The sequence below is a fragment of the Mesorhizobium sp. XAP4 genome (assembly GCF_029269325.1).
Classification (GTDB): Bacteria; Pseudomonadota; Alphaproteobacteria; order Rhizobiales; family Rhizobiaceae; genus Mesorhizobium; species Mesorhizobium ciceri.
Map to the genome: position 1 here is coordinate 620,240 of NZ_JARIXW010000001.1, position 23,128 is coordinate 643,367.

34 protein-coding genes, 1 tRNA gene, 1 pseudogene and 1 riboswitch are annotated in these 23,128 nt (G+C 63.1%); of the genes and pseudogenes, 20 read left to right on the forward strand and 16 right to left on the reverse strand.

The features are described from left to right. Positions 1–71: 71 nt before the first annotated feature. The gene (locus P3C39_RS03195; protein WP_013530766.1) at positions 72–389 is read right to left on the reverse strand and encodes a hypothetical protein; all 318 of its coding nucleotides are present in this window, start codon (positions 387–389) and stop codon (positions 72–74) included. 278 nt (positions 390–667) lie between these two features. On the opposite strand from P3C39_RS03195, the gene P3C39_RS03200 reads away from it, so the two are divergent. After that, the gene (locus tag P3C39_RS03200; protein ID WP_013530767.1) at positions 668–910 is read left to right on the forward strand and encodes a hypothetical protein; all 243 of its coding nucleotides are present in this window, start codon (positions 668–670) and stop codon (positions 908–910) included. Positions 911–1,001: 91 nt separating this feature from the next. Here the strand turns inward: P3C39_RS03200 and P3C39_RS03205 are convergent, their stop codons facing one another. From P3C39_RS03205 to P3C39_RS03220, 4 genes are all read right to left on the reverse strand, one after another. Further along, the gene (locus P3C39_RS03205; protein WP_013530768.1) at positions 1,002–1,208 is read right to left on the reverse strand and encodes a hypothetical protein; all 207 of its coding nucleotides are present in this window, start codon (positions 1,206–1,208) and stop codon (positions 1,002–1,004) included. A gap of 194 nt (positions 1,209–1,402) precedes the next feature. Next, on the reverse strand, positions 1,403–1,588 hold the full coding sequence (locus P3C39_RS03210) for a hypothetical protein (protein WP_013530769.1): 186 nt from the start codon (positions 1,586–1,588) through the stop codon (positions 1,403–1,405). Positions 1,589–1,905: 317 nt separating this feature from the next. Next, positions 1,906–1,979: transfer RNA gene (locus P3C39_RS03215), tRNA-Gln, on the reverse strand. 84 nt (positions 1,980–2,063) lie between these two features. Then, positions 2,064–2,354: a hypothetical protein gene (locus P3C39_RS03220; protein WP_275952654.1), complete on the reverse strand. Its 291-nt coding sequence runs from the start codon at positions 2,352–2,354 to the stop codon at positions 2,064–2,066. Between the two features lie 541 nt (positions 2,355–2,895). Between P3C39_RS03220 and P3C39_RS03225 the strand changes: the two genes are divergently transcribed. Continuing rightward, positions 2,896–3,963, forward strand: a complete 1,068-nt coding sequence (locus P3C39_RS03225) for a PAS domain S-box protein (protein ID WP_013530772.1) — start codon at positions 2,896–2,898, stop codon at positions 3,961–3,963. A gap of 4 nt (positions 3,964–3,967) precedes the next feature. Here the strand turns inward: P3C39_RS03225 and P3C39_RS03230 are convergent, their stop codons facing one another. Continuing rightward, positions 3,968–4,906 carry an alpha/beta hydrolase gene (locus P3C39_RS03230; protein WP_127370215.1) on the reverse strand — a complete coding sequence of 313 codons (939 nt, stop codon included), beginning with the start codon at positions 4,904–4,906 and terminating at the stop codon, positions 3,968–3,970. A 146-nt stretch (positions 4,907–5,052) separates the two neighbouring features. Between P3C39_RS03230 and P3C39_RS03235 the strand changes: the two genes are divergently transcribed. Further along, entirely contained in the window at positions 5,053–5,361 is a 309-nt protein-coding gene (locus P3C39_RS03235; RefSeq protein WP_127370214.1) for a hypothetical protein, read from the forward strand. 91 nt (positions 5,362–5,452) lie between these two features. Then, complete coding sequence (locus P3C39_RS03240; RefSeq protein WP_263484935.1) at positions 5,453–5,587, forward strand: hypothetical protein; 135 nt, start codon at positions 5,453–5,455, stop codon at positions 5,585–5,587. A 38-nt stretch (positions 5,588–5,625) separates the two neighbouring features. On the opposite strand, the gene P3C39_RS03245 is transcribed toward P3C39_RS03240, so the two are convergent. From P3C39_RS03245 to P3C39_RS03265, 5 genes and pseudogenes are all read right to left on the reverse strand, one after another. Then, the gene (locus tag P3C39_RS03245) at positions 5,626–5,871 is read right to left on the reverse strand and encodes a DUF982 domain-containing protein (RefSeq protein WP_027160738.1); all 246 of its coding nucleotides are present in this window, start codon (positions 5,869–5,871) and stop codon (positions 5,626–5,628) included. Positions 5,872–5,885: 14 nt separating this feature from the next. Next, on the reverse strand, positions 5,886–6,122 hold the full coding sequence (locus P3C39_RS03250) for a DUF982 domain-containing protein (RefSeq protein WP_275952655.1): 237 nt from the start codon (positions 6,120–6,122) through the stop codon (positions 5,886–5,888). 110 nt (positions 6,123–6,232) lie between these two features. Next, positions 6,233–6,658: pseudogene (locus tag P3C39_RS03255) on the reverse strand (GFA family protein); the annotation flags it as partial. 171 nt (positions 6,659–6,829) lie between these two features. Further along, positions 6,830–7,009, reverse strand: a complete 180-nt coding sequence (locus P3C39_RS03260; RefSeq protein WP_013530777.1) for a DUF3606 domain-containing protein — start codon at positions 7,007–7,009, stop codon at positions 6,830–6,832. A 492-nt stretch (positions 7,010–7,501) separates the two neighbouring features. Then, positions 7,502–7,693: a hypothetical protein gene (locus P3C39_RS03265; protein WP_013530778.1), complete on the reverse strand. Its 192-nt coding sequence runs from the start codon at positions 7,691–7,693 to the stop codon at positions 7,502–7,504. A 199-nt stretch (positions 7,694–7,892) separates the two neighbouring features. On the opposite strand from P3C39_RS03265, the gene P3C39_RS03270 reads away from it, so the two are divergent. Beyond that, positions 7,893–8,321 carry a DoxX family protein gene (locus tag P3C39_RS03270; RefSeq protein ID WP_275952656.1) on the forward strand — a complete coding sequence of 143 codons (429 nt, stop codon included), beginning with the start codon at positions 7,893–7,895 and terminating at the stop codon, positions 8,319–8,321. A 52-nt stretch (positions 8,322–8,373) separates the two neighbouring features. On the opposite strand, the gene P3C39_RS03275 is transcribed toward P3C39_RS03270, so the two are convergent. Together P3C39_RS03275 and P3C39_RS03280 are read right to left on the reverse strand one after the other, a co-directional pair. Further along, a complete protein-coding gene (locus P3C39_RS03275) occupies positions 8,374–8,679 on the reverse strand; it encodes a hypothetical protein (RefSeq protein WP_275952657.1) in 306 nt (101 codons plus the stop codon). A 73-nt stretch (positions 8,680–8,752) separates the two neighbouring features. Further along, positions 8,753–9,022, reverse strand: coding sequence for a hypothetical protein (locus P3C39_RS03280; protein ID WP_275952658.1), 270 nt, complete (start codon positions 9,020–9,022; stop codon positions 8,753–8,755). A gap of 348 nt (positions 9,023–9,370) precedes the next feature. Here P3C39_RS03280 and P3C39_RS03285 point away from each other — a divergent pair, with 348 nt between their 5' ends. The 3 genes from P3C39_RS03285 (at position 9,371) to P3C39_RS03295 (ending at position 10,692) form a co-directional block, all read left to right on the forward strand. Then, a complete protein-coding gene (locus P3C39_RS03285; protein ID WP_275952659.1) occupies positions 9,371–9,784 on the forward strand; it encodes a hypothetical protein in 414 nt (137 codons plus the stop codon). Then, positions 9,777–10,202 carry a hypothetical protein gene (locus P3C39_RS03290; protein WP_275952660.1) on the forward strand — a complete coding sequence of 142 codons (426 nt, stop codon included), beginning with the start codon at positions 9,777–9,779 and terminating at the stop codon, positions 10,200–10,202. Before P3C39_RS03285 ends, P3C39_RS03290 begins: the two co-directional genes overlap by 8 nt. A 175-nt stretch (positions 10,203–10,377) precedes the next feature. Beyond that, positions 10,378–10,692 carry a hypothetical protein gene (locus P3C39_RS03295; RefSeq protein WP_013530790.1) on the forward strand — a complete coding sequence of 105 codons (315 nt, stop codon included), beginning with the start codon at positions 10,378–10,380 and terminating at the stop codon, positions 10,690–10,692. A gap of 84 nt (positions 10,693–10,776) precedes the next feature. On the opposite strand, the gene P3C39_RS03300 is transcribed toward P3C39_RS03295, so the two are convergent. Beyond that, positions 10,777–11,484, reverse strand: a complete 708-nt coding sequence (locus P3C39_RS03300; RefSeq protein ID WP_127369710.1) for a hypothetical protein — start codon at positions 11,482–11,484, stop codon at positions 10,777–10,779. A 299-nt stretch (positions 11,485–11,783) separates the two neighbouring features. Here P3C39_RS03300 and P3C39_RS03305 point away from each other — a divergent pair, with 299 nt between their 5' ends. Next, positions 11,784–13,331, forward strand: a complete 1,548-nt coding sequence (locus P3C39_RS03305; protein WP_013530792.1) for a glycosyltransferase family 39 protein — start codon at positions 11,784–11,786, stop codon at positions 13,329–13,331. A gap of 82 nt (positions 13,332–13,413) precedes the next feature. Then, entirely contained in the window at positions 13,414–13,932 is a 519-nt protein-coding gene (msrA, locus tag P3C39_RS03310) for a peptide-methionine (S)-S-oxide reductase MsrA (protein ID WP_013530793.1), read from the forward strand. Positions 13,933–14,001: 69 nt separating this feature from the next. Here msrA and P3C39_RS03315 read toward each other — a convergent pair whose 3' ends face one another. Next, complete coding sequence (locus tag P3C39_RS03315; RefSeq protein ID WP_064993900.1) at positions 14,002–14,319, reverse strand: hypothetical protein; 318 nt, start codon at positions 14,317–14,319, stop codon at positions 14,002–14,004. Positions 14,320–14,502: 183 nt separating this feature from the next. Next, positions 14,503–14,616, forward strand: a riboswitch (TPP riboswitch). On the opposite strand from P3C39_RS03315, the gene P3C39_RS03320 reads away from it, so the two are divergent. The 6 genes from P3C39_RS03320 (at position 14,607) to P3C39_RS03345 (ending at position 19,214) form a co-directional block, all read left to right on the forward strand. Further along, a complete protein-coding gene (locus tag P3C39_RS03320; protein WP_164919913.1) occupies positions 14,607–15,215 on the forward strand; it encodes a YkoF family thiamine/hydroxymethylpyrimidine-binding protein in 609 nt (202 codons plus the stop codon). Its footprint overlaps the riboswitch before it by 10 nt. Before the next feature lie 92 nt (positions 15,216–15,307). Beyond that, on the forward strand, positions 15,308–16,069 hold the full coding sequence (locus P3C39_RS03325; RefSeq protein WP_275953157.1) for an ABC transporter permease: 762 nt from the start codon (positions 15,308–15,310) through the stop codon (positions 16,067–16,069). After that, on the forward strand, positions 16,066–16,833 hold the full coding sequence (locus tag P3C39_RS03330; protein WP_063168554.1) for an ABC transporter ATP-binding protein: 768 nt from the start codon (positions 16,066–16,068) through the stop codon (positions 16,831–16,833). Before P3C39_RS03325 ends, P3C39_RS03330 begins: the two co-directional genes overlap by 4 nt. After that, positions 16,826–17,848 carry an ABC transporter substrate-binding protein gene (locus tag P3C39_RS03335; RefSeq protein WP_224675515.1) on the forward strand — a complete coding sequence of 341 codons (1,023 nt, stop codon included), beginning with the start codon at positions 16,826–16,828 and terminating at the stop codon, positions 17,846–17,848. The genes P3C39_RS03330 and P3C39_RS03335 overlap by 8 nt, the downstream gene beginning before the upstream one ends. Before the next feature lie 172 nt (positions 17,849–18,020). After that, positions 18,021–18,716, forward strand: coding sequence for an isoprenylcysteine carboxylmethyltransferase family protein (locus P3C39_RS03340; protein ID WP_275952662.1), 696 nt, complete (start codon positions 18,021–18,023; stop codon positions 18,714–18,716). A 405-nt stretch (positions 18,717–19,121) separates the two neighbouring features. Beyond that, positions 19,122–19,214, forward strand: a complete 93-nt coding sequence (locus P3C39_RS03345) for a DUF3309 family protein (protein WP_275952663.1) — start codon at positions 19,122–19,124, stop codon at positions 19,212–19,214. A gap of 283 nt (positions 19,215–19,497) precedes the next feature. On the opposite strand, the gene P3C39_RS03350 is transcribed toward P3C39_RS03345, so the two are convergent. Then, positions 19,498–19,755 carry a hypothetical protein gene (locus tag P3C39_RS03350; protein ID WP_013530800.1) on the reverse strand — a complete coding sequence of 86 codons (258 nt, stop codon included), beginning with the start codon at positions 19,753–19,755 and terminating at the stop codon, positions 19,498–19,500. A gap of 84 nt (positions 19,756–19,839) precedes the next feature. On the opposite strand from P3C39_RS03350, the gene P3C39_RS03355 reads away from it, so the two are divergent. From P3C39_RS03355 to P3C39_RS03370, 4 genes are all read left to right on the forward strand, one after another. After that, positions 19,840–20,109 carry a DUF982 domain-containing protein gene (locus P3C39_RS03355; RefSeq protein WP_013530801.1) on the forward strand — a complete coding sequence of 90 codons (270 nt, stop codon included), beginning with the start codon at positions 19,840–19,842 and terminating at the stop codon, positions 20,107–20,109. Positions 20,110–20,338: 229 nt separating this feature from the next. Next, a complete protein-coding gene (locus P3C39_RS03360; RefSeq protein WP_013530802.1) occupies positions 20,339–21,064 on the forward strand; it encodes a GntR family transcriptional regulator in 726 nt (241 codons plus the stop codon). A 3-nt stretch (positions 21,065–21,067) separates the two neighbouring features. Then, positions 21,068–22,108, forward strand: a complete 1,041-nt coding sequence (locus P3C39_RS03365; protein WP_275952664.1) for an ADP-ribosylglycohydrolase family protein — start codon at positions 21,068–21,070, stop codon at positions 22,106–22,108. Then, positions 22,105–23,076, forward strand: a complete 972-nt coding sequence (locus P3C39_RS03370) for a PfkB family carbohydrate kinase (protein WP_275952665.1) — start codon at positions 22,105–22,107, stop codon at positions 23,074–23,076. Before P3C39_RS03365 ends, P3C39_RS03370 begins: the two co-directional genes overlap by 4 nt. The last annotated feature ends 52 nt before the right edge of the window (positions 23,077–23,128 follow it).

Below are 23,128 nucleotides of genomic sequence, written 5' to 3' on the forward strand. Positions count from 1 at the left end.
TCCGGTCATCACCCGGTTCAGAAACAGCAGGGCGGCCTTTTGAGAAGGCCCCCTGTTCAGCCGGTACCGTCTTACTGCAGGGTGGCCGGACCAGGCCCGTCGCGTTGGGCGATCATCCGCCCGCCATCGTCGCCACCGAGACCATCCACGAACAGGCCAGCCACGCCGTCGAAATTGGTGAGCCCGTCGAATTCAATTGCGGCGCCAATCAGCTGGGCTGCCTGGAAGACAAGGTATTCGACGTCCTCGAGGGCGATGTTTTCGGCCAGGTTCCTGACCCTTACATGTTCCGCCACCGCCGTGATGCTGACGATGCCGGTCTTCCTGAAGGCGATCTGGACCGCTGAACGGACGTCATCGCGCAGTCGCGCCGAGTAATCATACCGCATCGAAACCTCCCAAAGGGAACGGTTTTCTGTTCAGGTTGCACAATGCGGCAGAGGCTTCGTCTTGGCAAGTCACGAATTAAATAATATATAAATAAATCAGCTAGTTAGCATAGTTATCCAAGTATGCGCCTTACGCCGAATACCATCGCGCTCATCATGCGCATGAGAAGCAGTTCACTCATCGCGAGGTCTTGACGCGCTAGGAGCGCTTTCCTAACTATTAGGTAAGCGAGTTGAATACTCATTCAAGGTATCGGGATCCTGAGCGAGGGAGCGCGATGACTGAACTGGAACGCCCGGAACGGTTGCAGATCATGCTGACGTCAGACGAGCTGGCTGCGCTGGAAAACTGGCGCTTCGACAAGCGTATGCCGAGCCGTTCGGCCGCGGTCAGGGAATTGCTGCGGCGCGGGCTTGCCTCGGACGGCTTCCTGACGGCGGAGCAAGGGGCGAAGTCGCAAGACTTCGGCATCCTACCAACCGCCGGCGGCAACGGCATTTCCGAAAGCGGCAAGGAGTAGCGGTTCACCGCGCGTGAGCCGCTCCAGTCCTTTCAGGCTGCCGGTCGCCGCAACGCGGTGCCGACCGGCCCAGCGGACCATAACTCTCGATTCAGAGGATGTTGGTCGTCACTTCGACGACGATCGCGGCACCTTCCAGGCTGCCATTGGTGACGTGCACGACACGCGATACCCGCAGATCCTGCGTGGTTCCATCGATCGACAGCGCAACGCTTTCGCCGATCCGCGGAACCGCCTGAAAAACCGCGTCCGTGGCCTCCGGCCGGTTGTCGATCGATATGCGGCAGTTGACGGTCATGAGATGTCTCCTGTGTCGGCCCGGTGGTCAACGCGGGGTCCGCGAAATGGTTTCAGGAGCCGGATGCAACTTGACGGCGCCCAGATCCGTAAAACACTAATTGCTCCATTGTTCATCGTAACGGAGCAACAGGGCCCGCTGGGGGCGTTGGGGCTGCCCCGGCGAGCTTGATCCGCCTTGCCAGGGGCGTGGCATCACCGGGGTATGGAGACGAGTTTCGGCGCCCGCAATTCCCCGGCCATCCTTGCCGCCTGGAAAATTGTCATCAAAACCAGGATGGGCTCACCCTCGGTCGGGTTGATGGTTAGCACGACGCGGCCAAGCTCGTCGCTCATGCCGCAAGACCAGTCCTTGACGGCTATCACCTTTCTCGCGGCCATATGCCGTTCTCCTGCACGGGAGGTTCTCTGCCGGCTACGCCGTCTGGAGTTGGTCGACAGAACCTTCGCCTGACATTGCAACCAGCCGAAATGCGGCAAATGCGGCCAATATCATGAAAACCGCCGTGACGTTCAGGGACATCGTCGACGCAAGGACGCCCCCGTCAAAGCAACTCAGTTCCATGCGCTGTACCCCTTCAAGCCACTGACGGCCTGGATGATGATCCTGCTTCGAGTGAAATACAAGCGCGCGCTAATGTGCTGAAGTCGGCTGGCCAGTCTGCGCGCGGCTTCGAACCAGCCAAGCGCTTGGTTGCTGGTTCCCGCTCAAGGGCTCGAACCTCGATTCACGCCTTCAAAGGGCGCTGTCCTACCATTAGACGAAGCGGGAAAATGCACGTTGCGCCCCACCCCTAGCCGGTTCGCGCGCCGGGATCAACGCACTGCGGCGGCAAAGCCGATTGGAAGCGCGGTGTCAGTCCGGAAAGTTGGTGACAGGTTCCTCGCAGCGGTAGATCGGGCAGCTGCCGTCACGGGTCGGGACATAGGCCGACATCGGCACCTCCGGCCAGTCGCATTCGTTGCCGAACTGCCTGACATAGCGGTCATAGGTGTTGGGGCCTGTGGTCAGCACCACGGCATGGCGGCTTTGGAGCAGTTGCCGGAGCTGGTCGCAACTCATCGTGCGGGTGTCGGGCCTGGCTTCGGCGAGGCCGGTCGCGGCCAGCAGGATCGCTGCCGTCAAGGCAATTCGGCGCATTGGCATGGCTGTTCCTCGAATGGACATATCGGCCGAAACTCGCATCCCGCCGGGTGGTTCCGCAACCGCCGGCTCGCCGTCTGTGGCAGCGCAACCAAATGGTCCGTCGTGCATTGCTGGGGATGGATGGCAGGAAGCCCTACAAAACTCCGCAATGGCGGCCCGGAAGCGGGGATCGCGAGGCCATGTGCTGTTCCTTCTGCGGCGGGCGCGACCACAGCTACGAGGACTGTCCACAAAGGAATCCCGACGCCGATGCAGTGCCCGTTGCGCCGCCCAACGGCGCTGGCTCCGAAAAAGCAGGCCGATAAGACGGACAGGGCGAAGCGGTCACCGGGCTTACAGCAGCTCGACTGGATCGGCATTTACGGCCGCAGAGGCATTGCCGAGATGGAGGGCCGGGCATTATCGTGACATGCGTGTCCGCGACCGCAAATGCGGAATGTTGCGCACCGACTGCAACCAAAATGCCCGGTCAGGCATTTCAGGAGGGGAATCCTCACGCAGACGCTGGCGGGAGGCGGCAAGGTGGGGCCACGACGGGGCAATGACAGAATTGGCAAGCGTCGATAGCCTGCTCGAAATCACTGCCCACGCTCGGCTGGCGGCGATTGTCGATTCGTCCTTCGACGCCATCGTCAGCAAGGACCTGAACAGCATCATCACCAGTTGGAACGCGGCGGCGCAACGCATGTTCGGCTACACCGCCGAAGAGGCCGTCGGCCGCTCCGTGCTCATGCTCATCCCCGATCATCTCAAGGATGAAGAGACCGACATCATCAGCCGGGTTCGCAAGGGCGAACTCCTGGCCAGCTATGAGACGATCCGCCGGCGCAAGGATGGCGGCCTCATCGCCGTGTCGCTGACCATTTCGCCGATCAGGAACGCGTCCGGCGAGATCATCGGCGCATCGAAGATCGCCCGCGACATCACCGCCAGCAAGGAGAGCGAGCGTCGGATCAGGCTTTTGCTCCGCGAGGTGAACCATCGCGTCAAGAACCAGTTCGCGGTGATCCTCTCGATGATCCGGGAGACCAGCAAACGCTCGACCGATCCGCGCGAGTTCGAGGAGATGATCCGTTCCCGCATCATGGCGCTGTCGCGGTCGCACGATCTGCTGGTGAACTCGGAATGGGCCGGCGCCAGCCTCTTCGACCTTGCCCAGGAGCAGCTCAAGCCGTTCGGCCACGAGGCGCGGGTATCGCTTTCCGGACCGCTTTTGACCCTGCAGCCGAATGCCGTGCAAAATCTTGGCATGGCGTTTCATGAACTCGGCACCAACTCTTCCAAATATGGCGCGCTGGCGAGCGAAGCCGGGCGGCTGGAGATCACCTGGCGGATCGTCGAAGGCGCTTCGGACAAGCTGGAAATCCATCTGCTCTGGGACGAGACGATGCCGGTGCGTGAGGGAGAGCGGCCCGGGGGGCGGCAAGACGAAAGCACGCGCAAGGGTTTCGGCACCGTCGTCCTGCAACGGGTCGCGCCGCAATCGCTGAACGGCTTGGCGGTGCTGGATCGCAGCCCGGGCCATCTCAGCTGGTCGCTGACGGCGCCGCTGGATTCGATCATCGTTCCGCAGCTCGGCGCTGACCTGCCTGAAACCGAAACGTCCTGACCCATCAAGGGGAGGGCGAAGGTAACTCCGATCGCGCGGAGATGCGGTGACCGGTCTCACTGAAGAAGCCGGCCAGCAGATCGGCCGTCCGCGCCGGGTCCTCCTCGGGGAAGAAGTGTCCACCCGGCATCGCCTGGCCGCGCACATCCTCAGCCCAGCCGCGCCACAGCGCCAGCGGCCCGCCTTCGCCGGCATACCAATCCGCCAACGCGCCCTGACCGCTCCATAGCGCCAGCAGCGGGCAGCGGATGCGCCGGCCGGCTGCCTTGTCGGCATGGTCATGCTCGCGGTCGAGCGTGGCTGCCGCCCGATATTCCTCGCAGATGGCATGGGCGTGGGCAGGCGTACGCAGGGCCTCGACATAGGCCCGACGCACTTCGGCTGGAAACGCCGATGGCTGTGAGCCCCAGCCGTTGAGCGCATTGTCGACGATCGCCTCGGCGGCGCCGGACAGGATCTTTTCGGGCAATGGCTCGGGCTGCGCCAGCAGCGACCATGGCCAATAGCCCAGCGCCAGCCTGGCGTCGGCGCGGTCCCAGGCATCCGCGGTCGGCACGATGTCGAGGACGGCGAGCCTGTCGATGCTGCCCGGATGGTCGAGCGCCATGCGGTAGGCGACACGCCCGCCGCGATCATGGCCGGCGACCATGAAGCTGCTGAAACCCAGCTTCTCCATCAGCCTCACCAAATCGTCCGCCATGGCGCGCTTGGCATAGGGTGCGTGGTCCGGAGTGGACGCCGGACAGGAGCTGCCGCCATAGCCGCGCAAATCGGCGCAGACGACGCTGAACCGGCTGGCCAGAGCGGGCGCGATGTCGCGCCACATCAGATGCGTCTGCGGAAAGCCGTGCAGCAACAGCAATGGCGGCCCGGTCCCGGCACGCAGGCAGAATATGCCGGCATCGCCGGTGTCGATTTCCGCGCCTTGAAAACCTTCGAACATGACCGCCTCCGGCACGCGCAACGGCCGGCGAACGGGTTTGGTTGCAATGCCGCCCGGCGACGCGGCCAACCTTTTTCGTCGACAGGCGTTGTCCCTGTGAAGGGAAGGTCGCCGCGGGCGACCGTGAAAGAAAGAAGGAGGCAGGGATGAGAACTCTCGCCATCATGCCATTCGGCCTTATGCTGGCGCTGGCAGTGCCGGCCGCAGCCCAGCAGCAGAACGACAGCCAGGCGCCGCAGGCCGACAAATGCAGGGCTCAGACCGGGCAAGGGGCAAAACAGCAGCCTGAAAAGCAAGCCGATGACGGCAATTTGACCGCGAAGCTCAACGACTGCGGCGGCGTGCTGAAACCGCCCCCGACGGGAGACCAGGGCATGGCGGCGCCGGCCCCCGACGAAGGCAAGACGCCGGTGATCAAGCCGGGTGAAGTTCCACCCCAGCCGCCGAAGCAATAAACGCCGGCTCACTGGTATTATCGCACAAGCTAATGGAACCTCGTTTTCTCGGGAGCGTTTTTCTCACGACTTGGAATTTGGAGAGATTATCGTGAGAGATATTGCAGCCACAGCCACGTTGCTTGCGTCGATCGCCATCGTGATTGCATTGATTCTTCTGGTGCCGAAGAGCTTTGGATTCGAAACCTCTCAGCCGATTGTCCAGGGCGAGCTTCCAACGAAATGACAAAGCAGGCGAGGCACGACGTCTGCTTCCTTTGACACCTACCGCACCAAGACGCCGGCGTGGCTGCAGAGCGCTGCGAATGCTTCCTGCGCCTCGGCGGCGCCTGTCTGGGTTTCCAATGCGGCTTCGACCTTCTCGCGCGCCGCCTGGTAGAACGGGCCGCGCTTGGCCTGCGGCCAGTCGATCAGGATTTCGCTGGCATCCCTGAGCGTAGCGACGTCGCGGATCGTGTCCGACCCATGCGGCTTGATCCGCATCGGTGTGGGCAAAATGAGCTCGGACATGTCCTGTTTTCCAACTACTGCAGGAGTTTTGCTTCGCGCGCGGCGTCGATCACCGCCTGCATCGCTTTTTCCGGCGGCGTCCAGCCATCCAGCGCATCGCGGCAGCTGCGCAACGCCGCCCGGTAGCGCCGTCCCTGGCCAGCCGGCCAGTCGCCGAGGCATTCCAGGCCTTCCCAGGCGCTGCGGACGATGCGCTCGCGCTCAGGCGCGAATTTCAGCCTGATGGGGCGGGGAAACATCTTGTCGTTCAACGGTCGTCTCCAGATTGCCGCAAGTCGCCGGGCGACATGCGTGAGAGGCGTCCGGTAACGTCGGCGGCAGGGCAGGGTTCCCTTGCCCGGAGATCAATCTCTGCGTCGATGTCCGACAGCGATCTCGGCGTCGGCGCTTCGGCGTTGTACGTGGCTGGGCGGTCATGCTCGAACTGTTCGGCGCCTGGCAAAGCGTGCAGCCAGGTCTCGCGCCTGGAGGTCCACAATTCATATTCGGGCACGAGATCGGTCGGCGCGATGTCGAGGCTGCCGATTGCCACCTCGGCCTCGTTGTCGTCGACCCAGGCGACGCGGCCGCCGCATGTCGGGCAAAAGCTGCGCGTGCCATAGGAGCTGACGAGGCCGGTGGTCTCGAAGGCCTCGCGCGGCCAGATGGCAAAGGCCGAATAGACCGAACCGCCGGCCTTGCGGCAATCCTTGCAATGGCACAGGCCGACGCGCAGCGGCGCGCCGTGAACCTCGAACTGCACGCCGCCGCACAGGCAGCTGCCGGTCCTGCGTATGGTGTCGGACATGACAACCTCCCTCAATGCGTGGCGCTGCGGGCCGGGTGGGACAGATGCTCGTCTGCCGTTTCGTTGGCCAGGATGAGAAACCGGGAAAAAGACATCCTGTTCACCGTACCACCAGGCCCGGTTGACGCGGCCCGCAGCGTCTTCAACGCCGCCCAGGCGAAATGGTTTCGGCTAGCCGCGGGCCGCCATATGGGCGTCGAGCTTCTTGCGCGAGGGTCCGTAGCGCTTGATGATGGTCTGTGCCTCGCTTGGCGGAATGCCGTATTTGCGGGCAAAGGCGGCAACCTCGTAGGGCTCTTCGCCCGAGACCTGCTTGCGGTCCTGTTTCGTCTTCGACTTGTCGTCAGCCATCTCAGGCCTCGCTTTCTGTTGTCGGGGAAACGCGCAACCTTCGGCGCCCGCGATCAACACGACATAACACAGATCGGCGCCGCCGGTTCCACCAGGCGACACGGCCAGGCTGCAACCGGCCTGTATCAGGCCGATGGCCGCATCGGGTCGGCGTCGGCAGCGTGGTCGCCGTCACATTCGGAGCATGCCGCGCTGAGGCCGGGGCAGCCGCGCCGGTGGGTGCCGGCAGGGCAACAATGGCCGTTGGAACTCGTCCAGCGCGGACATTGGAAGACCTGGCCAGCGCCGCCGCAGCCGCTGCATTCCAGCGTCGCCGACCCCACGCCACGAGGTGTCGCCCCAAACCTGACGCTTGTTCGCAAATTTCAGCCCACCCAAAATTGCTGCACCGGCACACCGCTGCATTAGCCCCGGCTAACAATATCACATTCGTGATTACCAACAAGTTTCAATCGCGCGATGCGCCGGAAAGCCGTTCGGGCCGGCGTGTCGTCAGGCCGGCTTCAGCCGCATCGCGGCGAGATACATGAGCGCCGAGGCGGCCTGCCCGCGGTCCCAGCCGGCAGCCTCGACCTTGCGGAGCAGGGCGTCGAGATGCGGAGCCAGCATATCCCTGCATTCCTGTTCGTAGGCGGTGCTCATCGCCGGATGCCGCGGTGCGCCGATGGTCAATGCCTTGGCCATGTCCGTTTCCCCCTTTGAGCGAGCAACGCTATACCGTCGGCCGACAAACCGAAGATCGCTCCCTGCCGTCGGTGTGAGGCTTCGAAGCCTGCTTCGACCCGCGGCAAGCGCCCTGTCGAGAAAAATTGGCCTGGCGTGTCGGATCTGGCTCCAGTCGCGCGTCCTAGGAGCGAGCAACCTGCAAAGCTGGAGAACGAGCATGTCGTCGCAAATCACTCAATCGCCGTGGCAGACCGCGGCCCTTCTCATCGCCCGGCTGATTTTCGCCGGCGTCTTCCTGATGGCCGTGACGTTCAAATTCATGGGCATGGCGGCCACCGCCGGCTATATCGCCGCCGCCGGCTTTCCGTTTCCGCTGTTTCTGGCCTGGTGCGCGGCGATCCTGGAAGTCGCGCTGATGCTCTGCTTCCTGACCGGCGCCTTCTTCACGCAGGCGGCCCTGGTGGCCGCCGCCTATGTGCTGTTCCTGGCCTTTGCCTTCCACGGACCCAGCCACTGGGCCGGCAACCAGGCCGAGTTCGGCTTCTTCATCGACCATTTTTCGTTCCTGGCCGGACTGCTGTTTGCGGCGGTGCATGGACCGGGCAAGGTGCTTTCGCTCAATTTGGGATGGCCGGGCAGGGCTTGAGGCGAGGCCGGTCGGCCCCCGCGCGAAGGACGCGCGCCGGGCCCGGCACCGCTCACAGCTGGTCGTTGTAGGGTTCCTTAATCTTGCCGACCATGCGGGCCAGCTTTGAGAAGGACGGCAGCTCCGCCTCCGGCTGGCACTGGTTGGCGAGTTCCAGCAGCCGGATCGGAAAGTTGACGGCGTCGCGGCTGGATGCGGACATACCTTCGGATCGTTCCTCGTTGGTTTCGCCGGCCTCGGTCTTGCGCAGGGCCAGGTCGATTTCCTCCGCCGTCAGCACCCCCTTTCGAACCAGGAGACGATTGATCGAGGCGACGGCCATCAACAGGCCTTCGAGTTGCAGGTTGGCGACATTCATGGCGATTGCTCCCGTGGCTGGGGTTGAAACGCACGAGCGGCATTTCCGCTCCAGAAAGTCTGCGGGCGAACGCCTATTCCTGCGTCAGCCGTTCGCCATATTCGCGCCACAGCGCCTTGACCTCCAGCTTGCCGAGGCTGCCGATCGAAACATCCCCACAGCTGATGGCGACGGCGCCGACGTCGTAGTGGGGGTAGGCGTTGGCGACGAAACGGATGGCTTCGCCCAGCGAACGCACTCGGATGACTGGATCGGCCTGACCCTGGCCGGTGCTGCGCACCCCGGAAACCGTGGCTGGTGCATGCCGCATCCTGAACACGGATGCCATGGCTGGTCTGTCCATCGTCCTCTCCACAAGGCCGTGCGACGGGAATCATTCCATGAGCTTCGACGAATGATTTCACACCTGCCGGCTTATGACCAGCCGCCGGCAAAAGCAGGGTTTTACGCGCTTTGCCAGCGTCGCTCAGCGCGGGAGTTTCGACCAGACTAGGAATTTTTTCTCAGAAAGTGGTTGACGGGGTGAGTGCAGCTATGCTACATTTTTGCCCATGGTGCTGAGTTGCGCCAACAACCCGCCCCCGAGGCGGGTTTTTTGTTTCTGGGCTAGACATGTCGGCGGGACAGAGGGGGGCGCCAAGGAATGCCATCCTTCGCCCGATGACTCATTTCGCAATCCGAGAGACGACCCATGACCCGCTACGCCACGATCATCACCGATGCTGACGGCCAGGAAATCGTCAGCGCCATCGGCGAATTCGAAGGCGCCGCACCGCAGCCACGCCTGGGGCGTGTCGAGCAGGTCGCACCCGGCATAAAGATCGGCATGGTGCGGGATGCGGCCGGCGGCTTTTGTTTTTCGCAGGCCGGCATTGCCGGACCCCTTGTCGGTCTCGTCATGGCGCGGCTCAAGGCGCGAGCCGGTGTGGCAAAGCCTGTCGGTGCGGCGAATCCCGCCCAGGCGACAGGGCCGAAGCGCGCCAAGAAGGCAAAGAGGAAAACGGTTCGCTCGAAGAAGCGAGCCAGCCGGCCCGGACCGGCGGCGCCCAAGGTCGAAATGGTTTCCGCTGCCGGTGCCAGCGCCATGGACCAGGTCCATGACTGATAAAACCGCAACCGGGCCGACGCGCCGCAAGCCGGCGAGACGCAGGCCCGCCGCCAAACCGGCCGCGACACAGAAGCCGCCCCGCAAGCGCGCCAAGAAAACACTGGGCGACGATTTCCTGGCCGCCGTGCGCGCCGATTTCCGTACACATGGCGCCGGCGTCATCGCCGAAGTGCGGGCCGACAAGCCGGACCAGTATCTGAAGATCGTGCTGTCGGTGCTGCCCAAGGATTTCGATGCCAAGATCAACCAAATGGACGGCCTGAGCGATGACGAAATCCGCAGCCGCATCCGCGCCCTCGAGGCCGTCGTCAAGCCGTTCCTCGAAGAGCCGGGCGATGTCCGTGAAGACGGAATATCTGGCGCTGCTGACGGAACTGGACAGACGGCGCCGGACCAATCAACTGGCGGCCTATAGACCGTATCTGACGCTGCCGGCGGTTTCCTACGCCAGGATCGCCGGCCTGCCGATGCCCGATCCCGCCGACGACACCACCACAGACTTGAGCGGATGAAGTGTTCATATATTGTTAAGCAAGAGGTAGACCACAGAAGACGGAAGCCATCTCCATCATCAAACGGGAGTAGCTTTCATGAACAAGTTCACTGTTATTTTCGCCGCTGTTGCAGTTGCATCGTCCGTTGGAGCCGCCGAGGCAGGTTGTGGGTGCGGAGGTTCGGGCGGCTGGGGAGGCAATTCGAGCAGCCTGATCAATGTTTCGCCGTCCATCGACCTTGGCAAGATCACCGCGCTGAACGACGTGCTCAGCGGCAACAACATCCTGAGCGGCAATGTCGTCTCAGGCATTCTAAACGGCAACAAGACCGGCATCGTCGGTGGCGTTCTGAGCGGGCTCGGCGTGAACCTGCTGGGCGGCAACAGCTACAGGCTGGGCAAGCGCCACTAGTCCGGCGCTGCATTTCAACTGTCGAAGGCAACCCAAAATAGCCGTTCCGGTGCGCCGGGCGGGCTATTTCGCGTGTCGGGCCGATCAAGCGAGGATGTTGACCGCGCGTGCCGCGACCAGCGCGATGGTCAGCAGCGAGATCATGGCCTCGGCCATCATCAGCAGCTTGGCGCGCTGGGAAAGGGGCAAGGTATCGGTGGGCGAAAACGCTGTCGCATTGGTGAAGGCGAGGAAGAAATAATCGACGAAACCGGGCAGCCAATCTCGGAGGTCACGGTCGTTCAACGTCATCTGCGCGAACAGGAAATCGGCCTGCGCAAGCTTGACGAGGCCGCAGGTCGGCGGGCCGCCGCGGTCGGTGCTCCAGAACCACAAGGCAAAGACGATGACGTTGGTGACCCAGATGTTGAGTGCGTCGATCAGCAGCGTCGTGCCGCTGTTGCCGCCATGGCCCTCCAGCAAGGCACGCACCAGCAGGACCAGCGAACCGCAGTTCATGATGCTGATGATGGCGGTCATGGTCAGGGCTGTTCTGCGGATCATGACCCGAAACTGGCCGATCGCATGCCACTCGTGGTCCTCGACCGCCTTGCGGGTGGCGGCCTGTGTCCAGGCGGTGGCCACCGACAAGGGCAGCAGCAGAGCGGCCTCCAGCGCGGGCGCTAGCCAGCGCGGCCCGAATGAGAGATTGTTGATGACCAGAAGCTGCAGGCAGATGATGACGAGAACGGCCGCACGGGCCATCCAGAAATCGAGCGCACGGTAGTGGATGATGGCATGGTGGTGGCGCATTTATCAAATCCTGGATGCTTTTTTGGGGACGGGAACCGGTCAGGCGTAGCCGACGCCTGCCGCGATCACGCCCGATGCGCCGTGCCCGGCATGTTCAGGGCGCCCCGGGACGGCGTGTTCCATTGTTGTCCTGCTGGCATGTGATGATGAGAGAGGCGGCATGGTGGCGCGAAACTCTGCCTCAATCTTGGTTTTGCCATGGTCGCCCAAGTATACATTTTCGTAAGCTTCGAGTTCTGGGCTGTTCCAAAAACCGTCCGGTGTGATTTATCCACCGCATGACGCGAATCGACGAACCCATGAACGGTTGGCTGCCGGTCGGCAGTTCTGTTCCAGGCGACTGGCGGCAGTCGTCGATCTGGCAGGGGCTGACGCGCTATCCAGAAGCCGGCCTAGCGCTTTTATGCCTGACACAGATCCTGTGCTGGACCGTGGCGCCCGCGCTTGTCGACGTGTCACCGCCCAACGATGTCGTCGAAGGCTTCATGTGGGGCCGCGAATGGGTGCTGTTGACCTACAAGCATCCACAGCTTCCCGGCTGGCTGCTCGAGATCAGCCATCTTCTGACCGGATCGTTCCGCTGGCCGCAATATCTCGTGGCTCAGCTAACGATCTCGGCCACTTTCGTGCTAGTCTATCTGCTGGCCCGCGACATGCTCGGGCGAACCCGCGCGCTGGCCGCCGTGCTTCTGATGCCCTCGCTCTATTTCTTCGGCTGGCCGACCCCACAGTTCAATCATGACTACGCGCAGATGCCCTTCTGGGCCGCTATCTGCTGGCTGTTGTGGCGTGCGGGCCGTGGTGGTGGGCCGGGCTGGTGGCTGGCGCTCGGGCTGGTGTCGGGCGTCGGGCTCTATGCCAAGCTTTCCACCGGCCTATTATTGCTTTTCGGGGCGATCTGGCTGCTGTCGGACACACGCGCACGCAGTCGGCTCGCCACGCCCTGGCCATGGCTCGGGCTCGCGGTTTTCGGCGCTGTCGCCGCTCCACTGGCCGCCGAACTCTGCCGCGTCGATTTCCTGCCGCTGACCTATGCCGCCTGGCGCGATCAGTGGGTGGTGGCTCATCGCTCCCGCTTTTATTATATCGGCGTCCAGATGGCTGGGCTCTGCGGCTTTCTTCTGGTGCTGGCGATATCAGGGCTGCTGCGGCGCTCGCCCGCGCCGCAAAAGCCCGTCGGGCGCGGCACGCTGGTCTATCTCTTGTGGATGGGGGTTGGCCCGGCGATCCTCGTCATGGTGGCGTCCCTGTTCACCGGCGCCGGCGAGGCCTGGGGCGCGCCGATGTACAATCTTGCTGGCGTTGTGGCGCTCGCCTTGCTGGGCCATCGCCTCGGCGCCATCGAGATGCGAAAGCTGGCGATCTGCGCGCTCATCTCCATTGTCGGCATATCCGGTGCCTATGCGGGCATCCGCTGGACGAAATGCAATCTGCGTGGGCGCATGGACGCCGTCTGCTGGCCGGCGCAAAAGATCTCGGATGAGGCAGAGGCTGTCTGGCACGCTGCGACGCCCGATCGGCTCGACATCGTCGGCGGCCATGCCCTTATTGCGCCGCTGGCGGGCCTCAATGCCTATGACAAGCCGTCGATCTTCACCGAACTGAACATGCAGTACGCCCCCTGGATCACCAAGGAGCGGCTGCGCGAGCATGGCATATTGCTGGTCTGGCCCGGGCGCGATGTGCCATCTTATCTGCAGGCGTGGGTGGGCGACATCCCGGTCAAAACCGTTCTTTTCGACTGGTCGCTCAAGGCGCCGCCGGTGGCGATTAGCTTCGCAGCCATTCCGCCTGGCGCGCGGCAGTTGCCGGGTGCTATCGACGGCCTCGCCCGACCGAGCAACTGAAGCAGATCCGCCGGTCCGCTGGACGAAGCAGGTGACAATGCCCATCTATGTCCAGACAAACTTGCCTTTGAGGAGACGTGATATGGCGACTTCGACCGAACGCGCAGTCCTTGCCGGTGGCTGCTTCTGGGGTATGCAGGATTTGATACGGCGCTATCCCGGCGTCATTTCCACCCGTGTTGGCTACAGCGGCGGCGACGTGCCCAACGCCACCTACCGCAACCACGGCAGCCATGCCGAAGCCATCGAGATCAATTTCGATCCGGCCATCATAAGCTATCGCACGCTGCTGGAACGCTTTTTCCAGATCCACGATCCGACGACCCGCAACCGCCAGGGCAACGATGTCGGGACGAGTTATCGCTCGGCGATCTATTACACCAGCGACGAACAGAAGCGCATCGCCGAGGACACGATCGCCGATGTCGATGCCTCGGGCCTGTGGCCGGGCAAGGTCGTCACCGAAGTCGCACCCGTTGGCCCCTTCTGGGAAGCCGAGCCCGAGCATCAGGACTATCTGGAGAAATATCCCAACGGATACACCTGCCACTTCGTCAGGCCGGGGTGGAAGCTGCCGGTTCGGGAAAAAGCGGTGCCGTAGATACACTGATACGACAGGATTTGAGAAGCCGCGGAGCGCTCGCTCCGCGGCTTCTTTTCATTGCAATTCCTACTTGCCGCAATGGTTGTCATTAACTGTCGGCGCGGTGGTGCCCGGCGACGTTCCACTGGCATCGGGCTGTGCGCCCTGCGGATGGGCAGGGCAATTTTCATCCGCGTTTGAATTCGTGGTGCCCGGTGCTACCGTCGTACTGTTGGTCGTGCCGGGGTCTACCGTGTTCGGCGAAGCCGGCGTATTTGGGTCGACGGTGACCGACTTGCCGCTGCCGCCGGATCCGTCGGTGCCGCTTGTGCCATTGCTCTGCGCCATGGCCGATGTCGCCAGGCCAATGGTGAGCGCCGAAGCTGCGAGGATTTTCATGAACATGGTTTGTCTCCATTGTCTGTGAACTCGTCGCGTAGCGACTGGTGGGACAACCTCGCGGCCTGGTGAAGGTTCCCGATAAATTCTCGCGCCGGCAGAGCCAACTGCTCCCGCCCTGGCGCAATGCTTTTGGCGCAGTGCGATAAAAAAACGGCTTTTCCTTCAACTCGAATGATGCTTTAAGGCGCACATCCACAGGGGTGCTCCGTACGGTCGGGGCTGAGACGGGGGCGGCAAACCCACAGACCCTAGAAGCTGATCTGGGTAATACCAGCGGAGCGAGGCGGGCGATGTTTTCAGGCGCACAGATTTCCCTATATCCCATGACCGACGATTTCGTCGGTGTCATCCTTGGCGCGCTCGGTGCGCTCGATCCCTGGCGCGACAAACTCAGGATCGAGACCGACGACATCTCGACCTTGCTGGTCGGGCCGCCCGAAGTGCTGTTTCCTGCCATGCGCGACCTCTTCGTGGCGGCGGCACGCAGCGGCAAACATTGCGTGTTGTCGGCCACCATCTCGCGCGGCTGCCCTGGCGAGCCGGACGATCCGATCTGCCGCTCCGATGCGTTTGGCGGGCCCGTCGGTCCACTCGGCCCGCGCAAGGACGCGGCCATCGCGGCGGTGCGCAATGCTGCTGCCACCGGCCAGCCTGCGGCGGCGCAGTTCTCGCTCTATGTGATGGGCACAGACGACCACATGGACGAGATCTACGGCTGCATAGACTTTCTCAAGCAGTCCGGCGTCTATGAGCGCTCCAAACATTTCTGCACGAAACTGCGCGGTGATGCCGGTGCGATCTTTTCGGCGCTGGACGAGGCTTTCTGCCGTTTCGGACCAGGCGCTGGCCACGTAACCCTCGACGTCACGGTCTCGGCCAACAGCCCGTCGGCCGTCTGAAGCCGCGCCGCTCTCGCGGCCGTCAAAGGTTATCTCCCGTGGTCTCATCATCAGTCGCTTCGCGCCCGATCGCGAGCTTTCTCGTCAAGGCAATGCCGGCCATGATCTCGGCCGGTTTGCTCCTGCTGGCGTGGGAGCTTTATGCCACCTATTCCGGCATCAGGGCCACGATACTGCCGGCGCCGTCACGCGTCTTCGAGCAAGCGATGCTCAATCGCGAGGCGCTGGTCGACAATGCCGTTCCGACCATCCGTGCCACGCTGCTTGGCTTTGCCTGTTCGCTCAGCGCCGCCTTCGTGCTGTCGATGCTGGTCGACTTCTTCCAGCCGCTGCGGCGTGCGTTGTTTCCCGTCTTCATCGTCAGCCAGACCTTGCCGCTGGTGGCGGTCGCGCCGCTGGTGGTGCTGTGGTTCGGCTTCGGGCTGGCGCCCAAGATCATGCTGGTGGCGCTGGTCACCTTCTTTCCGATGCTGGTCGCATTGGTCGAAGGCTATGAGGCGACCGAGGCCGAGATCGGGCAAATGCTGCGCGCCATGGGGGCAGGGCGCTGGCGCATCTTCCTGCTGGCGCGGCTGCCTTCGGCGCTGCCTTACTTCTTTGCCGGGTTGAGGATCTCCATCACCTATGCGGTGGTCGGCGCCATCTTCGCCGAGTATGCCGGTGCCGCGAAGGGTCTGGGCATCTACATGCTCAACGCCAAAAACAATTTCCGTCCTGATCTGGTTCTTGCCGCCGTCGGTGTCAGCGCGGCGCTGACCCTTGTCCTGTTCGGGTTGACCGTGTTGCTGCAGCGCCTTGCCATGCCCTGGGAGCGAGCCGACAGGGAAACTGCCGGGAAGGGGGCCTGGCGATGAGCCGGCTCGAACTGCGGCATGTGCACAAGGCGTTCGGTGGGCTCGACGTGCTGGCCGATATTTCGCTCAGCGTCGGCGCTGGTGAATTCGTCTCGATCCTTGGACCCTCGGGTGCCGGCAAGTCGACGCTGTTCCAGCTTCTGACCGGCGCCGAGCATGGCGAGGGCGAGATGTTGTTCGACGGCGCGCGGCTCGACGACCACGGCAGGCACTTCGCCTTCATGCCGCAGCGCGACGCGCTGATGCCATGGCGGCGCATCCTCGACAACACGACGCTCGGGCTCGAAGTGCAAGGTATGAGGAGACAGGCGGCGCGGGCGCGCGTTGCGCCGTTGTTTGCCGAATTCGGGCTTGCCGGCTTCGAGCGGCATTTTCCCGCGCAGCTGTCCGGCGGCATGCGCCAGCGCGCGGCCTTGCTGCGCACCGTGGTGCAGGAGCGCGACATGCTCCTGCTCGACGAGCCGTTCGGCGCGCTCGATGCGCTGACCCGCACCGCCATGCAGCGCTGGCTCGAACAGATGTGGCGGCATCATCGCTGGACGGCGCTCTTGATCACCCATGACGTGCGCGAAGCCGTGTTCCTGTCCGACCGCATCTATGTGCTGTCGGCGCGCCCGGCCCGCATCGTGCGTGAAATCAGGGTGCCGTTGCCGCGCCCGCGCAGCCTTGGCGGCGATGCCGCGCGCCAGGCAAGCGCGCTCGAGGCCGAAATCCTCGACATCATCCTCAACCCCAATCCATCCAAAGGACACGATCATGACTGACTTGACGCGCCGGCAGGCCTTGTTGCTGACCCTTGCCACCGGCCTTCCCTTGATTGCCGGAACGCGTCGGGCTCGAGCACAATCGGCGGCACAAAAGGTCACCGTCGCCCTCGACTGGACGGTCAACACCAACCACATCGGACTGTTCGTCGCCCGCGACAAAGGATTTTATCGCGAGGCCGGACTCGAGGTCGACATCCTGCCCTACAGCGATACCGGTGCTGGCACGCTGGTCGCAAACCGCGTCGCCGATTTCGGCATCAACGGCACCATCAGCCTGTTCACCCAGAGAACCGCCGGGGCGGATCTGAAGGGCGTCTATGCGGTGGTGCAGTCCGAAACAGGCCGCGTGGTCTTCAATGCGGCGCGCAACGAGATCAAAAGCCCAAGAAGCCTCGACGGCTTGATCTATGGCGGCTTCGGCAGTGCCTGGGAAAACGCGCTGATATCGACCATCATCCGCCACGACGGCGGCAAGGGCAATTTCGAGACGGTGACGCTCGGCACCTCAGCCTATGAGGCGCTGGCCAATGGGTCGGTCGATTTCACGCTCGAAGTCTCGACCTGGGAGGGTGTCGAAGCCGAACTCAGGGGCGTCAAGCAGCGCAGCTTCGTCTATGCCGATTATGGCGTGCCTGACGAGCACACGACGCTGATCTCTTCGAGCGAAGCCTATCTCCAGGCCAATCCTAAGCCTGCGGCCGACTTCGTTCAGGCGACGCGACGCGGCTACCAGTTCGCTGTCGACCACCCCGACGATGCGGCAACCCTGCTGATCGCTGCAAACAAGGATGCCTTGACCAATCCGGCGCTGATCCACGCCTCGCTGAAGGCATTGATCGACGGCCATTATCTACGCAGCCAAAGCGGGGCCATCGGGACGATGGATCCGGCCAAGATGGAAGCGATTGGCGACTATCTCTTCGCCTCCGGCATTTTGCGCGATTCCGACGGCAAGCTGGTTGCTCGACGCCCGGATTTCGGGAGCTATTTCCGCAACGACTATCTGAGCTAGTCTGGCAAAACCAAATGACATGGGTCGCCAGTCTTTCTGGGCGACCGCGTGGAGCAGGTCGTCTGGAAGTGGCGCCCTGGCTCCCCGACAGCCAGTTTAAGACCGATCTGATCTTGTTGATTAACTGCCCGGCAATGGTTGCGTGCAAAGGTCGCCCTGAGGGATCATTGGGGTGTTTGCATTGCTGATATCAAAAAGCGAGGCGCTTTCGCACGTCAGTGACGGCACGATTCTGTCCGCAGCCCGAAAGCGTGAGATCCTGGTGGATTTGCGCGAAGGTTTCTTTCGGATCTGCGCGCTGGCCTTCGCGGGCATGTTCGTCTACCGCGGCGTGTATCACCTGATGCTCGACCCGACGCGCATCAATGTGGCGCTGGTGGCGATTTCCGAGATCCTGACCTTTACCTGGCTGCTTCTGTCGCGTCGGCCGAAGGTTCGCGACTGGAACCCGCTCACGGTGGTTGTCTCCGTGATCGCCAGCTTCGGTGTCGGTTTCATCGACCTGGAGCCGGGCGTGGCGATCATCCCGGTCCATGTTGCGGCGCCGCTGCAGGCCCTGGCGTTGGGGTTCGTGATCTGGGGAAAGATATCGCTGGGGCGTTCTTTCGCCATTCTGCCGGGCAATCGCGGCGTGATGACAGGCGGTGCCTACCGTCTGGTGCGGCATCCGATCTATGCCGGCTATCTTGCCGGCCATCTCCTGTTCCTGCTATCGGCCTTTTCCTTCTACAATCTAGCCGTCTACGCGGTGATCACCTTCTTCCAGGTGCACCGCATCCTGCGCGAAGAGGCGCTGCTGGCCGCCACGCCGGAGTACCGGGACTATATGAAGCGCGTCCACTACAGGCTGTTCTACGGCGTCGTTTGACAGCGCCCCGGCGCGCAGAATCGTTCGGTCTGCAATCACGCTGGCAACGTTGATCGTCAATAGACCTGCGCATTGTTTGTGCAAACTAATATTACAACTTTATTATTTCAGAAATTTTGAGATATATATACCACACTTTAATTTCAGTATTCTCTCTGTGAAGCTGAAACTCACTACCTCGCGTAATTGCTTCTGCAATCGGCTTCTCGCCATCTCCGGCCGATCGGAAAGCCCGCCACACTGGTGGGCTTTCTGCGGTCCACAGGCGTGCCGGAATTAAATTCTGGTTGCCATCACCTGGATGGCCGTTTCTGTGCTGGCGTGACTTCTTCCGCGCGATGCCCGCCACAATCGCGGAACGGTAGGCCTTTGGAGCGCTCGTCTTTTGAACATCGCAGCTGCGACGTGCAATCCTACGGCGCCGGCTCCTATCGCGGCGGCGGCCTTGGGCTCGTGCTGCTCATCGTCATCGTGCTTGTCGTACTCGGGTGCATCTAGCCGGGTTATCGCCAACTGATCGCAATCTCGTGAGCGCCCCAATGTCGGCGTGCACCGGATTGTGATGCAGGCAAGCCGGCTTGTGATCCTGCACTCTGCAAAACTTTCGTATGGTCATTGCGGTCCACACCCCCCCCGTGGAAACAAGAGGAGAGGGTCCCACCCCTTGTCCTCCTCCAAGGCCCGCTCCGGTTCACCGTAGCGGGCTTTTGCTTGCTGGCGAGGCAAAACCGGCTCGCATCAAACCCTATGGGCGAGGCGTTCAGATGCTGGCGCCAGTCGACTACTCCATGTCAGGCACGTCACCGCTGACGAAGAGCGTGTTCGGCGGACCATATTCGCCCAGCGTCGGATCGGCCTCACGGCTCCAGGCGATGACGCCGGAATGCTTTGCCGTCAGAGCCCTGGCGGTGCGTATGGCGCGATCCTCGCTCTGCTGGTCGGCGGGTCCAAAGGCTGGGAACAACTCGCCATCCTCACCGCGATCGAACGCGACCACGACGATCAGCCTGGGATTTTTCTGGCCACTGGAATCGGACATCTTGCACCTTTGGCGCAGAACCTATCACATTGCTCGGGGTTGAAGGCCGCGAATCGATGAATGCCGACTTTGGGGAGTGGCATCGTGCAAGATCAGCGTTTCGATGAGCCGGTCAGGATTGCGCTCGGCCGATCGCGAAACTCGATCTTCAACGTGGAGCGGGTCGCTCAGGCTGCCGACATCCTGCTGAACCGCTGGCCGGTTGCGACCGGGCAAAAGCATATGGTTGCCCGCAAGGCCTGTCTGGCCGTGCTCGAGGGAAAGAAAGAAGTCTCGGCGGCAAGAGCGGCGTTCATCAACGCCGCTATCGAGGCGGACATCCTCGTCGAACCGCGTGAGGTGTCGATCCCGTAGCCTGCCCCTGGTGAAATTGAATCAGGATCTGGCTCCATCCCCTTGATGTATGCCCCTTTTTGGCGATCGCCGACCGGCTTTTCAGGGCTATTGACCTGCCTCTCGGCACGCCCTGCACGGTTATCCCGCACATTTCGCTGCCTGTTGGTCAGTCTTCGGCATCTGTTGACATAGCATCCGGGCCTCGGTATTGAACAGGATTATACAGGTTCATTGAACAGGTACCCTTATGAAGCGGCGCGCGGTTCAACTGTCTCCCGGCACGGGCAAGCCCGAGCAGATCGCCACCGTCCTCGAACATGAGATCCGTTCCGGCGTCCTCGGTTTCGGCGACCGCCTTCAAAGCGAGAACGAACTCGTCCAGCGCTTCTCCGTTAGCCGCAATACGGTCCGCAAAGGCCTCGAGGAACTGTCCAGCCGCGGGCTGATCACGACCAAGGTTGGTATCGGCTCGTTCGTCACCTTCGACGGCAAGCCGGTCGACGACTCGATCGGCTGGTCGCGCGCGCTGGCCGATGCCGGCGCCAATGCCGAGACGCGGACGCTGCGGCTGGAGGTCATCGAAGACCCCGATCTGGCTGCGCTGCTTGGCATCGAAAGCCCGTTCTTCATCGCCGTCGACCGGGTGCGCACCAACGCCAGCGACGGCCATGCGATCTCCATCGAGCGCAGCCGGTTGCCATTGTCCTCCGAGCTCGAGGACGTACCGTTGCGCGGATTGCGCGAGGGCTCGCTGCACCAGACGCTGCGCGTCGCCGGCCTCATTCCCGACCATGGCGAGGAATGGGTCGAGATCGAGATGCTCAATGCCGAGGATGCGGCCATCCTCGGCTGCCCGCAAGGCACGCCTTTCCTGCGTGGCCGCCGGCTGACGCGCGCCGCCGACGACCGGCCGATCGAGTACGTCACCAGCTTGCTCAATCCGGCGCATTTTGCGCTGCATATGAGGTTCTGAGCGGTGTCGGATGCAACCAGCAAGGCTATTGACCGCGCCATGGGGGCGCTTGTCGGCGGAGCGCTGGGCGATGCGCTCGGCATGCCGACGCAGCTTTTGTCGCCGGTTCGCATTGCCGAACTCTACGGCCATGTTGAGGATTTCATCGAGCCTTTCCCGGATCATCCGGTGTCGAAGGGATTGGCCGCCGGCACCATCACCGACGATACCGAGCAGGCGTTGCTGCTCGGCCGCATCCTGGTCGAATCCGGCGACCGTTTCGACCACGCGCGCTGGGTCAATGCGCTGCTCGACTGGGAACGCGAGGTTAAGGCGCGTGGCAGCTATGACCTTTTGGGGCCATCGACCAAACGCGCCATCGACGCCATCAACAATGGTATGCCGGCTGAGGAAGCGGGGCGCAGCGGCGACACCAATGGTGCGGCGATGCGTATCGCGCCGGTCGGCATCATGATGCCGCTCGAACCGTTGGAAGGGTTCGTCGGCAAGGTGGCTGAGACCTGCCGGGCCACGCACAACACCTCGATTGCCATCGCCTCCGCCGCTGCCGTTGCGGCAGCCGTCAGCCGCGGCGTCGCCGGCGGTGGCTGGCGCGACGCTTCCGCCAGCGCGGTCGCGGCGGCGAGGCGAGGGGCGACACTCGGACATTGGGTGACCGGCGGCGACATCGCCGCGCGCATCGTCTGGGCGCAAGACATCGTGCGCGGCAAGGCGATCAGGGATGCGATCCGGCTGATCACCGATCTGGTTGGCACCGGCGTCGCCAGCCAGGAATCCGTTCCGGCGGCCTTCGCCGTGCTGGAAGTCGCGCGTGGCGACCCATGGCAAGCAGCCGTCATCAGCGCCAATCTCGGCGGCGACACCGATACGATCGGCGCCATCGCCGCCGGCATGGCCGGCGCCTGCAGCGGTTTTTCCCGATTGCCGCAACAGCATATCGCCCGGCTTGTCGGCCTCGACATGTCGGAGGTTCGCGCGCTCGCCGCCGATCTCGTGGCCGCAAGGATGGCGAAAATCGGTTCCGGCAAGGACGCGGCGGAATGAGGGGCCGTCTCGTCCATGTCGGCAGTGCCGTGGTCGACTATGTCTACCGCATCGACGCCCTGCCGGCGCCCGGCATGGAAAAGACGGCATCGAGCTTTGCCCAGGTCGCCGGCGGCGGCTTCAACATGATGGTCGCGGCCAGCCGCACCGGCATGCAGGTGGTGTTCGGCGGCCAACTCGGCAGCGGGCCCAATGGCGATTTCCTGCGCGCTGCGTTCATAGCCGAGGGTATCGAGACACTGACGCCGCCATCGCCCGTGATGGACAGCGGCAACTGCGTCGCCATGATCTCGAGCGACGCCGAACGCACCTTTGTGTCGTGGCCTGGTGCGGAGAGCGTTCTCAGCCTCGACATGATGGCGCCGGTCGCGGTGGCACCGGGTGACTGGGTGTTCACCTCCGGCTACACGCTGAGCTACCCCAAGAGTCGCGATGCGCTCACTGATTGGATCGAGGCGCTGCCGACAGGTATTCCCTTCGTCTTCGACCCGACGCCGGTCATCACGGACATTCCGCGTCCCATCCTGTCGCGGGTGCTTGCCCGCACCACATGGCTGAGCTGCAACACGACGGAAGCCGCCGAGATTGCCGGCCCAGGCGATGTCGAGGGCCTCGCGGTACGGCTGCTGGGCGACCACTGCCCGAAAGCAGCGGGCGTGGTCATCCGCTCCGGGGCAAAGGGTTGCCATATCAGGTTGGCCGACGGCACGGCGCAGACCGTTGCCGGCTTCAAGGTCACCGCCATCGACACCAATGGCGCCGGCGACACCCATATCGGTGCTTTCGTCAGCGCGCTGGCGCGCGGCATCCCGCCCTTCGAGGCAGCGCGCTATGCCAATGCGGCAGCGGCCATATCGGTCACCCGCCATGGCGGCTCGTCGGCGCCGACCGACCACCAAATCCAGACATTCCTGAGCCATGCCGCCGATCCGGCGGGAGCAGGCCGGACACAGAAGGCCAATGCATAACAGCTGGAAAGCCTGACAAGCCCGGGAACCGGGCAAACCCACAGAGAGGAAC

Bases quoted from the DNA above. Each gene is read 5' to 3' on its own strand.
- P3C39_RS03195 (WP_013530766.1), bottom strand. From the start codon at position 389: ATGCGGTATGATTACTCGGCGCGACTGCGCGATGACGTCCGTTCAGCG.
- P3C39_RS03200 (WP_013530767.1), top strand. From the start codon at position 668: ATGACTGAACTGGAACGCCCGGAACGGTTGCAGATCATGCTGACGTCA.
- P3C39_RS03205 (WP_013530768.1), bottom strand. From the start codon at position 1,208: ATGACCGTCAACTGCCGCATATCGATCGACAACCGGCCGGAGGCCACG.
- P3C39_RS03210 (WP_013530769.1), bottom strand. From the start codon at position 1,588: ATGGCCGCGAGAAAGGTGATAGCCGTCAAGGACTGGTCTTGCGGCATG.
- P3C39_RS03220 (WP_275952654.1), bottom strand. From the start codon at position 2,354: ATGCCAATGCGCCGAATTGCCTTGACGGCAGCGATCCTGCTGGCCGCG.
- P3C39_RS03225 (WP_013530772.1), top strand. From the start codon at position 2,896: ATGACAGAATTGGCAAGCGTCGATAGCCTGCTCGAAATCACTGCCCAC.
- P3C39_RS03230 (WP_127370215.1), bottom strand. From the start codon at position 4,906: ATGTTCGAAGGTTTTCAAGGCGCGGAAATCGACACCGGCGATGCCGGC.
- P3C39_RS03235 (WP_127370214.1), top strand. From the start codon at position 5,053: ATGAGAACTCTCGCCATCATGCCATTCGGCCTTATGCTGGCGCTGGCA.
- P3C39_RS03245 (WP_027160738.1), bottom strand. From the start codon at position 5,871: ATGTCCGAGCTCATTTTGCCCACACCGATGCGGATCAAGCCGCATGGG.
- P3C39_RS03260 (WP_013530777.1), bottom strand. From the start codon at position 7,009: ATGGCTGACGACAAGTCGAAGACGAAACAGGACCGCAAGCAGGTCTCG.
- P3C39_RS03265 (WP_013530778.1), bottom strand. From the start codon at position 7,693: ATGGCCAAGGCATTGACCATCGGCGCACCGCGGCATCCGGCGATGAGC.
- P3C39_RS03270 (WP_275952656.1), top strand. From the start codon at position 7,893: ATGTCGTCGCAAATCACTCAATCGCCGTGGCAGACCGCGGCCCTTCTC.
- P3C39_RS03275 (WP_275952657.1), bottom strand. From the start codon at position 8,679: ATGAATGTCGCCAACCTGCAACTCGAAGGCCTGTTGATGGCCGTCGCC.
- P3C39_RS03280 (WP_275952658.1), bottom strand. From the start codon at position 9,022: ATGGACAGACCAGCCATGGCATCCGTGTTCAGGATGCGGCATGCACCA.
- P3C39_RS03285 (WP_275952659.1), top strand. From the start codon at position 9,371: ATGACCCGCTACGCCACGATCATCACCGATGCTGACGGCCAGGAAATC.
- P3C39_RS03290 (WP_275952660.1), top strand. From the start codon at position 9,777: ATGACTGATAAAACCGCAACCGGGCCGACGCGCCGCAAGCCGGCGAGA.
- P3C39_RS03295 (WP_013530790.1), top strand. From the start codon at position 10,378: ATGAACAAGTTCACTGTTATTTTCGCCGCTGTTGCAGTTGCATCGTCC.
- P3C39_RS03300 (WP_127369710.1), bottom strand. From the start codon at position 11,484: ATGCGCCACCACCATGCCATCATCCACTACCGTGCGCTCGATTTCTGG.
- P3C39_RS03305 (WP_013530792.1), top strand. From the start codon at position 11,784: ATGAACGGTTGGCTGCCGGTCGGCAGTTCTGTTCCAGGCGACTGGCGG.
- msrA (WP_013530793.1), top strand. From the start codon at position 13,414: ATGGCGACTTCGACCGAACGCGCAGTCCTTGCCGGTGGCTGCTTCTGG.
- P3C39_RS03315 (WP_064993900.1), bottom strand. From the start codon at position 14,319: ATGTTCATGAAAATCCTCGCAGCTTCGGCGCTCACCATTGGCCTGGCG.
- P3C39_RS03320 (WP_164919913.1), top strand. From the start codon at position 14,607: ATGTTTTCAGGCGCACAGATTTCCCTATATCCCATGACCGACGATTTC.
- P3C39_RS03325 (WP_275953157.1), top strand. From the start codon at position 15,308: ATGCCGGCCATGATCTCGGCCGGTTTGCTCCTGCTGGCGTGGGAGCTT.
- P3C39_RS03330 (WP_063168554.1), top strand. From the start codon at position 16,066: ATGAGCCGGCTCGAACTGCGGCATGTGCACAAGGCGTTCGGTGGGCTC.
- P3C39_RS03335 (WP_224675515.1), top strand. From the start codon at position 16,826: ATGACTGACTTGACGCGCCGGCAGGCCTTGTTGCTGACCCTTGCCACC.
- P3C39_RS03350 (WP_013530800.1), bottom strand. From the start codon at position 19,755: ATGTCCGATTCCAGTGGCCAGAAAAATCCCAGGCTGATCGTCGTGGTC.
- P3C39_RS03360 (WP_013530802.1), top strand. From the start codon at position 20,339: ATGAAGCGGCGCGCGGTTCAACTGTCTCCCGGCACGGGCAAGCCCGAG.
- P3C39_RS03370 (WP_275952665.1), top strand. From the start codon at position 22,105: ATGAGGGGCCGTCTCGTCCATGTCGGCAGTGCCGTGGTCGACTATGTC.